We start from the raw sequence: 12,549 nt of genomic DNA, 5'->3' as shown, positions 1-12,549 counted from the left end.
ATAGTCAGCACCGGTATGAAAATACCGGACTATGTGTCCCCTCGCCTCCACCAAAAGAAAATTACACCCGCGAGGGTGTTTTTTTTATAGAGATATAAATGTTTTATAAAATTTCTCTCTTTTTTTTGCCAGCTCTTCATTATACTTTCCATTTCTTGGCGTCACCTGTTTATATTCGTTAATTAGCAATCTTGCTCTTTGCTTTTTTCGTTCGATTACTAAATATGGTTCTATTTCTTGCAGCAATTTTAATGCCTTATTGTAGGTCAAATTAAAAACATATGAATTGAGATGATTTTCAGGATTATAGTTCTTCTTTTTTATAATGGTTCCACCGTTAATAGTTTTTTTCATCCAAATTAAAAGCTCTAAATCAGTTGAAGCTACAGAAATCATTGGTGAAGGATTTCTATTTTTATGTTGCTTTACTAAAGTTATACTACCCTCTCCATCAATAATACCTGCAATATAAGCTTTTTCAGTGTCTGTCATGTAATCACCCTTTAATAAAAATAAAATGTAAGTCTTATAAGCAATTATAATACTAAATAATATTACGAACAAGTGTTTATAAATTGATAGATTTTTAAAAGGTAACTATTTCGTTTTAAATGTTATATATATCATCTTGAGGGTCTAGCCCTGCAAAAGCATATTACCTTAACCTCAGTGGAAAATTTTATAAATAATGATATAATTTTTAAGAGGTCTAACGATACGGCAAGGGGGTCTTGCGGAATGATAAAGGAACCAAGAATTCAGATATTCGATTTAATCATGTCTTTGTCCCGGGCTATAGATCTGGTCAGTCCAGCGGTGGTCAATCATCATATGCAGGTGGCCTACATAGCTTTCTGCATAGGCAAACAATTAAATCTACCGGCGGCGGAGCTGCGGGAACTGGTGCTGGCAGGGGCGCTGCATGATATCGGAGCTTTTTCCCTCAAAGAAAGAATAGCCACTCTGCAGTTTGAACTTGAGAATCCTCACGGGCACGCGGAAGCTGGCTTTTTACTTCTCAAAGATTACGGGCCTTTTTCCAGTGCGGCCGGTATCGTGCGATTCCATCACGTGCCGTGGGCCGGCGGGGCCGGGTGCGAATTCAGTGGGCAGAAAGTCCCGAAGGGCAGCCATATTTTGCATCTGGCCGACCGTGTGGCCGTGCTCATAGGCAAGCATCAGGAAGTGCTGGGGGAAGCTGCAAGAATCTGCGAGATGGTAAATGGGCAGTCCGGGAAAATGTTCATGCCGGAACTGGTGGATGCCTTCAGGAATTTGGCTGCCAAAGAGAGTTTCTGGCTCGACGCTGCTTCTCCATCGCCAGACTCGGTTCTGCCTCTGAGGCTGGCGTTGCCGGTCGTCGAGCTGGACATGGAGGAACTGCTCAACCTGGCCAGGCTTTTTTCTCGCATCATCGATTTCAGAAGCCGGTTCACCGCCACCCACTCCAGCGGCGTTGCAGCCAGTGCGGAGTTGCTGGCCAGATTTGTCGGGTTTTCAGAAAGAGAGTGCCGGATGATGAGAATTGCGGGCTACCTGCACGATCTGGGAAAGCTGGCAGTGCCTGCGGAGATACTGGAAAAGCCGTCGGAGCTGACAAAGCCCGAGTTCGATATAATTCGCAGCCATACATACTACACTTACCGCATCCTCGAGCCCATCGCCGATCTCTATGAAATAAATACCTGGGCCTCCTTTCACCACGAACGCCTGGACGGCAGCGGTTATCCCTTCCACCACAAAGGTCAGGATCTGCCTCTGGGGTCCCGGATCATGGCGGTGGCGGATGTGTTTACTGCTATAACAGAAGACCGCCCTTACAGGAAGGGAATGCCTGAAGAGAGAGCCATGCAGGTTCTCCAGCAGATGGCTGACGGTTCAGCCCTGGATTCAAATATTGTATCCCTGCTGAGACTTCACTTTGATGAGATTAATTCCTGCCGTATGGAGGCCCAGGCGGGTTCGGCTGAAGAATATAAGAAATTTCTGCAGCCGGTGGATTGATGTTGGTGAAGAAGGTTGCCACAGGAAACTTCAGGGCGCCATGCAGGGCCGAAATTTTGGGCGTGCTGAAATAATAGAGTGGGGGTGAAATGAAATAGAGCCATCCTTGCGGATGGCCCTTTTACGGTTTATGCTGTTGGGTATTTTACCCCCGGCAAGAGGGCTTCTGACGGATATGAACCTGTTTGTTAATCGATGTCTATCTTTCTTCCACTGGGTTTGGATGGCGTGATCTTGGGCAGTATTATCTGCAGCACGCCGTTGTTGAAACTGGCCTTTATGGCATCACCGTTGACATTCTCGGGCACGGGGATGGACCTTGAAAAACTGCCGCGGCGGCGTTCCCGGTGGATATAGTTTTCGCCCTTTTCTTCGGTGGTCTCGTCCTGCTGGGCGGAAATGGTGAGCAGATTGTTTTCAAAGCGGATCTCTATATTGTTCTTGTCATATCCCGGCAGGTCCGCCTCGACGATATACTCTTTTTCAGTTTCCCTCATATCGGCCCTTACCGGCTGCAGATTAAAGAAATTGTCAAAGAAGTCATCAAAGTCAAAGCCGAAGTCGAAAAACCCGGGGAGCAATCCTCCTCTACGTCTCCATGGAACTAAACCTCTGCCGCGCATAAAAATTCCTCCTTTAACATATATTACCTTTGTTACTATATATTATAGCATGAAGGTCAGGAAAGGTCAATATTTTAATTTAATTTTTTTTACTTCCGGAAGGTTTTACAGGCCCTGTATAGAAATTATTATATTAAACTACAATTATTTTGCTTCATTTTGAATTAAAAAATTCAAGCAGCAAACTTTTCATTTATATATCGGATATAATATAGAAATCAAAGTATTGAGGTGTTAAATGGAAATCGGCGTTGATATTGTTGAGATCGACAGGATAAAAAGGGCCTGCCGGAGAAAAAGATTTTTAGAAAGATTTTTTACCCATCAGGAACTTTCTGGTATTGATAAAAATAAAATGGCAATTTTTTATCAACGCCTGGCGGGCAAGTTTGCGGCCAAAGAAGCTGTGGCCAAGGCTCTGGGGACCGGCTTCAGATATTTCCGGTGGCGGGAAATAGAGATATTGAACGATCATAACGGTAAGCCTTATGCCGTGCTGTCAGGCAGGGCCGAAGAAATATTAAAATCAGGAGGATTTGAAAAAATTCTTGTAACCATATCCCACTGCAGGGACTATGCCATAGCCTTTGCGGTGGCCCGTGGAGGTGGTCAAAATGAAGGTAGTAAGCCCTTCCACCATGAGGGAGCTGGACAGGAAGGCCATTGAAGATATGAATGTTCCCGGAATCGTGCTCATGGAAAACGCCGGCCGGGAAGTAGCCCTGGCGGTAAAACGCTTGTGGGATGAAGACCCCCTGAAAAAGAAAAGAAAAGTAGTACTCTTTTGCGGCAAGGGCAACAACGGGGGCGACGGGTTTGTGGCGGCCCGTCACCTGGCCAATATGGGCTTTGAACCGATTATCTTCCTTGTGGCAGAACCTGAGGCAATAAAAGGGGATGCCGCCATAAATTACCATATAATTTTGAATATGGATATTTCCGTAATAATCATCGAAAGCGGCGAGGACCTGGATAAAGCCCGGGAACACTGCGGGGATGCCGCAGCTATAGTGGACGCCCTCTTTGGCACCGGATTGAGAGGAGAAGTCCAGGGCACAGGCCGGCAGGCAATTGAACTTATAAACAGCCTGGATGTTCCGGTTGTTGCGGTAGATATACCTTCGGGCATCTCCGGGGAGACCGGAAAAGTCCTGGGGGCTGCGGTCAGGGCCCGGGAAACCGTGACCATGGCCCTTCCCAAGATGGGGATGGTGCTTTATCCCGGAGCAGCCTATGCCGGGAAGATTATTGTGGCCGACATAGGGATGCCCTCCAGTATATTGAAAAGCGTAAAGGCAGAAGCAGAACTGCTGGAAAAGGATCAGGTAGCCGGCCTTTTCAAACCGTATCCCCCCGATGCCCATAAGGGGACTTTCGGCAGAGTCTTTATCCTGGCGGGTTCGGCCGGCATGACAGGAGCCGCCGCCCTCTGCAGCCTGGCGGCGGCAAGAAGCGGTGCGGGCCTGGTGACCCTGGGGACCCCCGAAAGCCTCAACGACATCATGGAAGCAAAAATCACCGAAGTGATGACCCTTGCTTTGCCCGAGACACCTCAAAGAAGCTTTTCCATAAAAGCTCTGGGAAAAGCTCTCGAATTTTCTTCCCAGTGTGACGCCGCAGCTATCGGTCCGGGCCTTTCCCGGCAGGATGAGACCCGGGATTTTATAAGGCAATTCGTAGCGGCTTGTCCAGTGCCCATGGTGATAGATGCCGACGGTCTCAACGCCCTGGCAGAAAAACCTGAAATCCTGGCAGGACTTAAAGTGCCGGCTATCATTACTCCGCATCCCGGCGAAATGGCGAGGCTTCTTTCCACCGATGCCGGTGCGGTTCAGGAGGACCGGGTGGGGGCGGTCCGCGAAGCCACAAAAAGATTCAAATGCACCGCCCTGTTAAAAGGAGCCCGGACCATGATCGCCGCTCCTGAAGGTAGCCTTTGGATAAACCCCACCGGAAATCCCGGCATGGCTACCGGAGGCAGCGGCGATGTGCTCACCGGCATAATAGCAGCCTTCCTGGCCAGAGGCATGGAACCATGGGAGGCCGCAGCTGCGGGTGCTTACATCCATGGCCTGGCAGGTGATCTTGCCGCTGCAGCCAAAGGCGAAATTTCTTTAATAGCGAGTGACCTGCTCGATTTTCTACCAGAGGCATTCTCGAAGTTCGAGGCTAGAAGTTCGAATACGCAGCCGATTGATGGTTAATGTTATGTGGCTGATTATAAATTAAAAAGCTTTGATGGGGGTTAACTGGCTTGCATAAAGCTTGTGTTGTGAAGCCATTTAGATTCCCTTAGCGAAGCGGAGATAAACAAATTCATATGTTTGAACCCAGCACACCAGAAAGGAGCATGCCCCATGGACCTTACACACCTCCGGCCCACCAGAGCCGAGATAAATCTGGACAATCTCAAGCACAACCTCAAAGAGATACGGCGGGTTGCTGACCCCCAGGCCGCAATCTGCGCCGTAGTAAAAGCCGACGGCTACGGTCATGGAGTCCTGGAAGTGGCCCAAACTGCCCTTGACTGCGGAGTTTCCTACCTTGCCGTGGCATTCCTGGACGAAGCACTGCAGCTAAGAAAAGAGGGCATAAAAGCTCCCATCCTTATTTTGGGTTTTACACCTGAAGAACAATTTGATAAAATAGTAGAGCATGATATCACCCAGACCGTTTATAATGTATCATCGGCTCAAAAACTTTCTCTGGAAGCCAAAAACAGGACAAAAAGGCAAAGATTCACATCAAGCTGGATACCGGCATGAGCCGCATAGGATTTCAGGCTGAACCTTCTTCTATCGACGAAATCAAAAAATTATTTTCCATGGAAAACCTTGAAGTGGAAGGCATGTTTACCCACTTCTCCAAAGCCGATGAAAAGGACAAGACTTTCACCGAGGAGCAGTTCAAAAAATACATGGCGGTGGTCGAAACTCTGGAAAAAGATGGATATAAAATCCCTATAAAACACGCGGCCAACAGCGCAGCCATTATGGAACTGCCCCATACCCATCTTGACATGGTGCGTCCGGGGATAATCCTTTACGGTCTTTACCCTTCAGATGAGGTGGATAAGAGTAGAATTGACCTTAAGCCCGTTATGTCCCTCAAAACCAGGGTTTCCCACGTTAAGATACTTGGAGCAGGAAGGGCCATCAGCTACGGCGGTACCTTCATCACCAGAAGACAGAGCATCATCGCCACATTACCGGTGGGATATGCCGACGGCTACTCCAGGCTGCTTTCATCCAGAGCTTCGGTGATGATAAAAGGACAAAGGGCTCCGGTAGTGGGAAGGGTATGCATGGACCAGTGCATGGTGGATGTCACCGACATACAGGGTGCCGTGGAACCGGGGGAAGATGTGCTGCTTTTCGGAGGTTCGGGCGACCCCACAGTTTCCACCGATGAAATAGCAAGGATCATAGGCACCATCAACTACGAAGTGGTCTGCGGCGTATCCAGGCGCGTTCCCAGAGTATATATCAGGGATGGCAAGATTGTTAAGGTCAAAAATCTTTTGGCAGGACAGGTATAATTTTCTTGTTTGATTGACATAATTATATTGACTTATATATAATAAAATATATACGTGTGTGCGTTTCCGAAATTTGTTAGGGGGTGCCGGTGTGGCCGACTTGAAAAGGATAATTGTAAGTCTGCCTAATAATTTGCTGGAAGAAGTAGACGGTATCGTGGCTCTGGAAAATAAAAACCGCAGCGAATTTATCCGAGATGCCATGCGATTATATATCCGGGAAAGGGAAAAGATAAGAGTGAGAGAACAGCTAAAAAGCGGTTACATGCAAATGGCCGAGCTCAATGTCAAATTGTCCGAAATGGGATTATACGAGGACTTGAAGGATTTTGTTCTTTACGAAACAAGACTTTCGGAGTGTGAATAATGTGCTTGTAAGGCGAGGGGATGTATACTATGCTGACCTGAACCCTGTGATAGGTTCAGAGCAGGGTGGAATAAGGCCGGTCCTGGTGGTGCAAAACGATGTGGGGAACAAATACAGCCCCACTGTTATTATTGCTGCCATTACATCTCAGATAGACAAGGCCAAACTTCCTACCCATGTGGAACTAAAGCGCGAGGATTACGGACTTGAAAAAGATTCGGTTATATTACTGGAACAATTGAGAACAATAGATAAAAGGAGACTCAAGGAAAAGATTACTTTTCTCGACCAGGAGATCATGGTCAGAGTGGATGAAGCCCTGAAAATAAGCCTTGGCCTTACCGAATTTTAAACATAGGGGAGGTGACAAAGTGGAGCATCTTACCATTATGGGTTTGCGCCTGGACCACAGAAAAGACATAGCCCCGAAGGTCCAGGAAGTGCTTACAAGGTACGGCGACAGGATTTTGTGCCGGATGGGACTGCCGGATCCGGCCAAAGAAGATGGGATCATAACCCTCTACATGAATACATCGGTCCAGGAAACCGAGGAGTTTTCAAGAGAACTGACGGCAATTGACGGAGTAAGCGTTTCCCATATGAGGATTTAATGCAACTATAAAAACTTCGGGTATACACCGAAGTTTCATTTTTTATACATTTATGCAATAATCTATATAAATTTAAAAAAAAAAAAGAAGGATTACTCAAATTAATTTAGAATATATATTTATATATGCCATTTTTTGAAAAAATTGGTGCAAAAACCTGCATAAATTGGTCTTTTACTGCAGCTTTTTGCAAAATACATGGAGGAATAAAATGGAATCTAAGACTCAATTTTTTTCAGAGCTAATAACAGCACTGTCTCTCATGATGGACCTGGATGAAAACAGGAAACTGTTTCATGCATGGCGTGTGGCGATTTTAGCCGAGAAACTTGCCCAAAAAATACTCCCCGAATACAGGACCCAGATCTTTTATGCTGGCCTCCTTCACGATATCGGCGCCATATCCCTGCCGGACCATGTGGTGCACTATACCAACATAAAAGAACATTTCACGAATCCTATCCTCTTCCATCATCCCGGAAAGAGCGCACAAATTGTGAAGCAAATAGGTCCTCTCTTTATGGCTGCAGAAATGATCCGGGACCACCATGAACAGTGGGATGGCAGCGGTTACCCCCGGGGACTTGCCGGAAATGACATAAACCTGGGAGGGCAGATACTCCGGATTTGTGACACTTTTGACATCCTTGCCAGAGTTAAACCCCCGCTCAGTTTGAACGGGATGAAGACTTCGCTGTCTGCCCGAAGGGGGACGGAGTTCTCTGACCTCATATACGAGCTGATGGTAGCTACTATTGAAGAAGATGACTTTTTCAATGAAATCATGGATGAAAAAAAGATATCGGATATAGTGCCGAAAACTTTGCAAAATCTGCCCTTTATGGATATGACCTCGTGCAGGACCGAAACCGATGAAATCATAAAAGTATTTGCAGAGGTAATAGACGCCAAGCACAGCTATACCGCGGGCCACTCGGAGCGCGTGGCGGAATATACATATATCCTGGCGAAAGCCTTAGATTTGCCGGAGGGGCAAGCCGAAAGACTCAAAGTGGCCGGATACCTGCATGATGCAGGGAAGGTGGCCGTTCCCCGAAGTATCCTGGATAAACCCGGCCGCCTCACAATCGATGAATTCAAGCTCATGAAAAGACACCCCGTGTACACCATGGAAATCATGAGCATGGTCAACTCCTTAAAGGACCTGGTGGTCATTGCTGGTGGCCATCATGAGCGGTATGACGGAGCCGGATACCCCGACGGCCTGACAGGTGAAAGCATTCCCTTCGGTGCCAGAATCATGGCGGTAGCCGATGCATACGATGCCATGACTTCCTTGAGGCCTTACCAGCGGCAGAGAAGTACTACCGAAGCCAGGGACATACTTATAAAAAACTCCGGCAGTCAGTTTGACCCAAGAGTGGCCAAAGTTGCGGCGAAAGTCCTACCTTAGTTCGAAATTCGAAGTTAGAGGTTCGATGTTCTATTAAGTCGGAATTCAGCAGAGCCGAATTCCTTACGATAAGACCCATATTGATGACGATGGAGGCTTAATAGATGTACCCGCTCATAGGAATAACAACTTCTTATGATAATGAAAAGAAAAAAGCATCCCTGAACCGGGGGTATTTTCGGGCAGTACAACAGGCCGGAGGCGTTCCGGTACCCATCTTACCCCTGGATGATACAAAAATCCTCTTGAGACTCCTGGAGCACCTGGACGGCATTATCTTTTCCGGCGGACCCGACGTAGACCCTTCTTATTTTCATGAAGAACCCCACCCTCATACAGAAGACATTTGTCCTGAAAGGGATGAGGCCGAGGTGTTTCTTGCCCGGGAATGTATGCGGCGGGCAAAACCCATGCTGGGCATATGCCGCGGTATCCAGCTTTTAAATATCGCCCTGGGGGGCAGCATATACCAGGATATCCCATCTCAGATAAAAAAATCTTTAAAACACCGGCAGGACGCCCCCCGCTGGCATGCCAGCCATGAAGTTGAAATCATATGCGAGGACTCTGAGCTTTTTGCGATATTCGGCCAGAATCACATCCGGGTAAACAGCTTCCACCACCAGTCGGTAAAAGACATCGCTCCGGACTTCAAGGTCACTGCCGTGGCCCGGGATGGTGTCGTTGAGGCCATTGAAGCGAAGCGCAGGGATTTTTTTTGTATGGGAGTCCAGTGGCATCCCGAAGAAATGTGGCACAAAGACCCTTTGCAGTTCAAACTCTTCGAGCATTTTATAAGGGCGAGTCAGTGAGTCAGAGAACGTCCCCTGACTCACCAAATCAACGGAGGAGGTTTTATTTTTGAAAATCTTTATATCAGCAGACATGGAAGGCATTTCCGGGATTGTTTCCATGGAGCAGATAGATCCCGGCGCCAGGGATTACGAAAGAGCCCGGCGTATGATGACAAGAGAGGTCAATACGGTGGTTGAAGCTGCCCTGGAATACGGGGCCACGGAAATCGTGGTCAATGATTCTCATGATAACATGGACAATATCCTTATAGAGGAGTTAAATCCCAAAGCCGCCCTCATCAGCGGCAGCCCCAAGCCCTTGAGCATGATGCAGGGCATCGATGAAAGTTTCGACGCAGTATTTTTTGTGGGTTACCATGCCAGAGCCGGCACAGCTCAGGCCGTGGTGGACCATACATATGCCTTCAGGGTCATAAGCGCAAAAATCAACGGCAAGCCCATGAGCGAGGCTGGGCTCAACGGCAGACTGGCCGGATATTTTGGGGTGCCGGTCGCCTTTTTATCCGGAGACCAGAATGCCGTGGCCTGTGCAAAGCAAGAACTCAATAATCCCGTGGGCGTAGTGGTGAAGGAGGCCGTGGGCCGCAACGCAGCCATGATACACCCCTTTGATGTGGTTAAAGAACGACTCCGGGCAGGGATGGCCGAAGCCATGAAAAACATAAAAACCTTTGAACCCACGGTGGAAAAAGGATCCGTGGAACTGGAAGTAAGCCTTTCCATCTCCGGCATGGCCGACATGGCTCTCCTCATCCCGGGTACCATCAAAAAAGACGGCCGCACCGTCATCTACACCGCAAAGGACTACATGGACGCCTATAGGGTATTTAGAGCCATGCTGGTGCTGACCTCCGGCATAAGATAAATATAATAAAGGAGAGTAACCTGATGATTGCTATAAAAGACGGAAAAGTATATACCATGTCGGGAAATATCCTGGAAAAAGGGACCATAATCATTGAAGACGGTAAGATAAAGGAAATAGGTGAAAACATAAAGGCACCTGAAGGTGCCGAGATTATCGATGCCGCTGGCAAATATGTCTTCCCGGGCTTCATTGACGCACACAGCCATGTGGGAATCTTCGAAGAGGCGGTGGGGGAAATAGGGGAGGATGGCAATGAGTGGACCGATCCCGTCACTCCTCAGCTTCGGGCCCTGGATGCTGTAAATCCCGCCGACAAAGCCTTCGAAGATGCCGTAAAAGGCGGCATTACCTGTGTGTTTACAGGTCCAGGCAGCGCCAATGTCATAGGCGGCCAATCCGTCGCCCTCAAAACCTATGGAAAGGTAATTGACCGTATGGTGGTGAAGGCCCCGGCAGGCCTAAAAATAGCCTTCGGGGAAAATCCAAAGAGGGTTTACGGAGAACAGAAAAAAATGCCATCCACCAGGATGGGGACCGCCGCCCTCCTCAGGGAAACTCTGGTAAAGGCTTTAAACTACAAGAAGAAAGTGGAAAAAGACGGCAAAGACCCCGACAAAGTAGTGGAAAGAGACCTCAAAATGGAAGTTTTATGCGATGTGCTGGACAAAAGGCTGCCCCTGCGGGCCCACGCCCACCGGGCCGATGATATACTTACCGCCATCCGCATAGCCCGGGAGTTCGATGTGGATATTGTCATAGAACACTGCACCGAAGGCCATCTCATAGCCGACGAACTAGCCGAAGCCGGTGTTCCGGCAGTGGTAGGGCCTTCCCTCACCTCCCGCTCCAAGGTGGAGCTCAAAGACCTAAGTTTCAACACTCCCGGCATTCTGGCGAGCAAGGGTGTGAAAGTGGCCATCATGACCGATCACCCGGTAATACCCATCCAGTATCTGCCGGTATGCGCAGCCCTGGCCGTAAGGGAAGGCATGAAGGAAGAGGATGCAATAAAGGCTCTCACTATCAACGCCGCGGAAATAATAGGTATAGCAGACAGGGTAGGAAGCCTGGAAAAAGGCAAAGATGCCGATGTGGTCATCTGGGACGGCCATCCCCTGGATATCAAATCAAGGCCGTCTTGCGTAGTGATAAACGGACAGATAGCTTATAAGAGGCAATAATTTGCCATATTTAAGAAAACGATGCACTCCTTTATACCAGTAAAAAACATAAATCAGTAAAAACTATTGCCTGTACGAGCAATCTGTGGTAATATTAACTTAAGTGAATACATAATCCATTTTTAAAACCTTCAGGGCAGGGTGAAATTCCCGACCGGCGGTAAGCCAAAAGGCGAGCCCGCGAACTCCCTCAGGGAGCCGATCCGGTATAAGCCGGAGCCGACAGTAAAGTCTGGATGAAAGAAGGTGTATTATTGTTGATTTTATTGCCCTGGAGTTTTCTCCGGGGCTTTAATTTTCATCCGAATGAGTCAGGGGACGGTTCTTTGACTCACTCTGATTAAAGGCTATTTTATCATATCATATAAGGAGGCATTATTTATGACAGCAGTAAATCAAAAAACCCTGAGAAGGGAGATGCTTCAAACCAAAAACCTTACAAAGACGGCGGTTCTGGGAGTCCTGGCCTTTATAATCATGTTTGTGGAATTTCCTCTACCAATGTTTGCCGCTTTTTTGAAGATCGACTTCAGCGATGTGCCCGCATTGCTGGCAGGTTTCGCCATGGGGCCCTGGGCGGGCATCATGGTGGAAGTTATAAAGAACTTTCTGCACCTTTTTAAAAGCGAAACCGCCTTTATTGGAGAAGGGGCCAACCTTTTAACAGGCATTCTACTGGTAGCGCCCGCAGCGTGGATTTACTCCACGAACAAGAGCAAAAAGACCGCCATAATAGGTCTTTTAGTAGGAACCGTCATAATGGCAGTGGGTATGTCCATAGCCAACTACTATGTTATCGTGCCGCTGTACCAGAAACTCCTGAACTTCCCTACCCAGGCGGTGGTGGCCATGGGCTCCAAAGTAAATCCGCATATAGTCGACCTCAGGACCCTGGTGGTATACAGTATATTGCCCTTCAACATAATCAAGGGCATCATCCTTACCATAGTGACCGCGCTGATTTACAAGAGACTGTCCCCGCTGCTTCACCGGTAAAATAATATGGGTAGCGTTGATTTACAACGCTACCTTTTTAAATGCAAAATCCTGCCTTGTATTTTATCAAAGGATATAATACAATATATTAAAATAAGACATATACACATGGGCGCAAATAATATTTTTTAC

The 12,549-nt window shown here is 47.7% G+C and carries 13 protein-coding genes, 1 pseudogene and 1 riboswitch; of the genes and pseudogenes, 12 read left to right on the top strand and 2 right to left on the bottom strand.

The window, feature by feature from the left end; translation table 11 throughout:
- Positions 1–84 precede the first annotated feature (84 nt).
- Positions 85–492: an LAGLIDADG family homing endonuclease gene (locus tag D2962_RS13565; RefSeq protein ID WP_122015284.1), complete on the bottom strand. Its 408-nt coding sequence runs from the start codon at positions 490–492 to the stop codon at positions 85–87.
- A 246-nt stretch (positions 493–738) separates the two neighbouring features.
- On the opposite strand from D2962_RS13565, the gene D2962_RS13560 reads away from it, so the two are divergent.
- Positions 739–2,004: an HD-GYP domain-containing protein gene (locus D2962_RS13560; RefSeq protein WP_122015283.1), complete on the top strand. Its 1,266-nt coding sequence runs from the start codon at positions 739–741 to the stop codon at positions 2,002–2,004.
- Between the two features lie 188 nt (positions 2,005–2,192).
- Here the strand turns inward: D2962_RS13560 and D2962_RS13555 are convergent, their stop codons facing one another.
- Entirely contained in the window at positions 2,193–2,627 is a 435-nt protein-coding gene (locus D2962_RS13555; protein ID WP_120767077.1) for an Hsp20/alpha crystallin family protein, read from the bottom strand.
- A gap of 238 nt (positions 2,628–2,865) precedes the next feature.
- Between D2962_RS13555 and acpS the strand changes: the two genes are divergently transcribed.
- The 11 genes and pseudogenes from acpS to D2962_RS13500 all read left to right on the top strand — a co-directional run bounded on the left by acpS (position 2,866) and on the right by D2962_RS13500 (position 12,417).
- The gene (gene acpS / locus D2962_RS13550; RefSeq protein WP_120767076.1) at positions 2,866–3,294 is read left to right on the top strand and encodes a holo-ACP synthase; all 429 of its coding nucleotides are present in this window, start codon (positions 2,866–2,868) and stop codon (positions 3,292–3,294) included.
- Positions 3,242–4,831 carry an NAD(P)H-hydrate dehydratase gene (locus tag D2962_RS13545; protein WP_122015282.1) on the top strand — a complete coding sequence of 530 codons (1,590 nt, stop codon included), beginning with the start codon at positions 3,242–3,244 and terminating at the stop codon, positions 4,829–4,831. Before acpS ends, D2962_RS13545 begins: the two co-directional genes overlap by 53 nt.
- A 153-nt stretch (positions 4,832–4,984) precedes the next feature.
- A pseudogene (gene alr, locus D2962_RS13540) lies at positions 4,985–6,165 on the top strand (alanine racemase).
- Between the two features lie 91 nt (positions 6,166–6,256).
- Positions 6,257–6,532, top strand: coding sequence for a CopG family ribbon-helix-helix protein (locus tag D2962_RS13535; protein ID WP_122015281.1), 276 nt, complete (start codon positions 6,257–6,259; stop codon positions 6,530–6,532).
- A 1-nt stretch (position 6,533) separates the two neighbouring features.
- A complete protein-coding gene (locus tag D2962_RS13530) occupies positions 6,534–6,884 on the top strand; it encodes a type II toxin-antitoxin system PemK/MazF family toxin (protein ID WP_120767072.1) in 351 nt (116 codons plus the stop codon).
- A 19-nt stretch (positions 6,885–6,903) separates the two neighbouring features.
- Entirely contained in the window at positions 6,904–7,143 is a 240-nt protein-coding gene (locus tag D2962_RS13525) for a hypothetical protein (RefSeq protein WP_120767071.1), read from the top strand.
- A 211-nt stretch (positions 7,144–7,354) separates the two neighbouring features.
- Positions 7,355–8,557: an HD-GYP domain-containing protein gene (locus tag D2962_RS13520; RefSeq protein ID WP_120767070.1), complete on the top strand. Its 1,203-nt coding sequence runs from the start codon at positions 7,355–7,357 to the stop codon at positions 8,555–8,557.
- A gap of 104 nt (positions 8,558–8,661) precedes the next feature.
- Positions 8,662–9,369, top strand: coding sequence for a gamma-glutamyl-gamma-aminobutyrate hydrolase family protein (locus tag D2962_RS13515; protein WP_120767069.1), 708 nt, complete (start codon positions 8,662–8,664; stop codon positions 9,367–9,369).
- Positions 9,370–9,418: 49 nt separating this feature from the next.
- Entirely contained in the window at positions 9,419–10,237 is an 819-nt protein-coding gene (locus D2962_RS13510) for a M55 family metallopeptidase (protein WP_122015280.1), read from the top strand.
- 23 nt (positions 10,238–10,260) lie between these two features.
- On the top strand, positions 10,261–11,421 hold the full coding sequence (locus D2962_RS13505) for an amidohydrolase (RefSeq protein WP_122015279.1): 1,161 nt from the start codon (positions 10,261–10,263) through the stop codon (positions 11,419–11,421).
- Between the two features lie 123 nt (positions 11,422–11,544).
- A riboswitch (FMN riboswitch) is annotated at positions 11,545–11,673 on the top strand.
- Between the two features lie 129 nt (positions 11,674–11,802).
- Complete coding sequence (locus D2962_RS13500; RefSeq protein WP_245984704.1) at positions 11,803–12,417, top strand: ECF transporter S component; 615 nt, start codon at positions 11,803–11,805, stop codon at positions 12,415–12,417.
- Positions 12,418–12,549: the final 132 nt, after the last annotated feature.

Origin of the sequence: Biomaibacter acetigenes (genome assembly GCF_003691585.1) — a bacterium.
GTDB classification, from domain to species: Bacteria; Bacillota; Thermosediminibacteria; order Thermosediminibacterales; family Tepidanaerobacteraceae; genus Biomaibacter; species Biomaibacter acetigenes.
This window is presented reverse-complemented; position numbering and strand designations above follow the sequence as displayed.

Bases quoted from the DNA above. Each gene is read 5' to 3' on its own strand.
- D2962_RS13505 (WP_122015279.1), top strand. From the start codon at position 10,261: ATGATTGCTATAAAAGACGGAAAAGTATATACCATGTCGGGAAATATC.
- D2962_RS13565 (WP_122015284.1), bottom strand. From the start codon at position 492: ATGACAGACACTGAAAAAGCTTATATTGCAGGTATTATTGATGGAGAG.
- D2962_RS13555 (WP_120767077.1), bottom strand. From the start codon at position 2,627: ATGCGCGGCAGAGGTTTAGTTCCATGGAGACGTAGAGGAGGATTGCTC.
- acpS (WP_120767076.1), top strand. From the start codon at position 2,866: ATGGAAATCGGCGTTGATATTGTTGAGATCGACAGGATAAAAAGGGCC.
- D2962_RS13560 (WP_122015283.1), top strand. From the start codon at position 739: ATGATAAAGGAACCAAGAATTCAGATATTCGATTTAATCATGTCTTTG.
- D2962_RS13545 (WP_122015282.1), top strand. From the start codon at position 3,242: ATGAAGGTAGTAAGCCCTTCCACCATGAGGGAGCTGGACAGGAAGGCC.
- D2962_RS13500 (WP_245984704.1), top strand. From the start codon at position 11,803: ATGACAGCAGTAAATCAAAAAACCCTGAGAAGGGAGATGCTTCAAACC.
- D2962_RS13520 (WP_120767070.1), top strand. From the start codon at position 7,355: ATGGAATCTAAGACTCAATTTTTTTCAGAGCTAATAACAGCACTGTCT.
- D2962_RS13515 (WP_120767069.1), top strand. From the start codon at position 8,662: ATGTACCCGCTCATAGGAATAACAACTTCTTATGATAATGAAAAGAAA.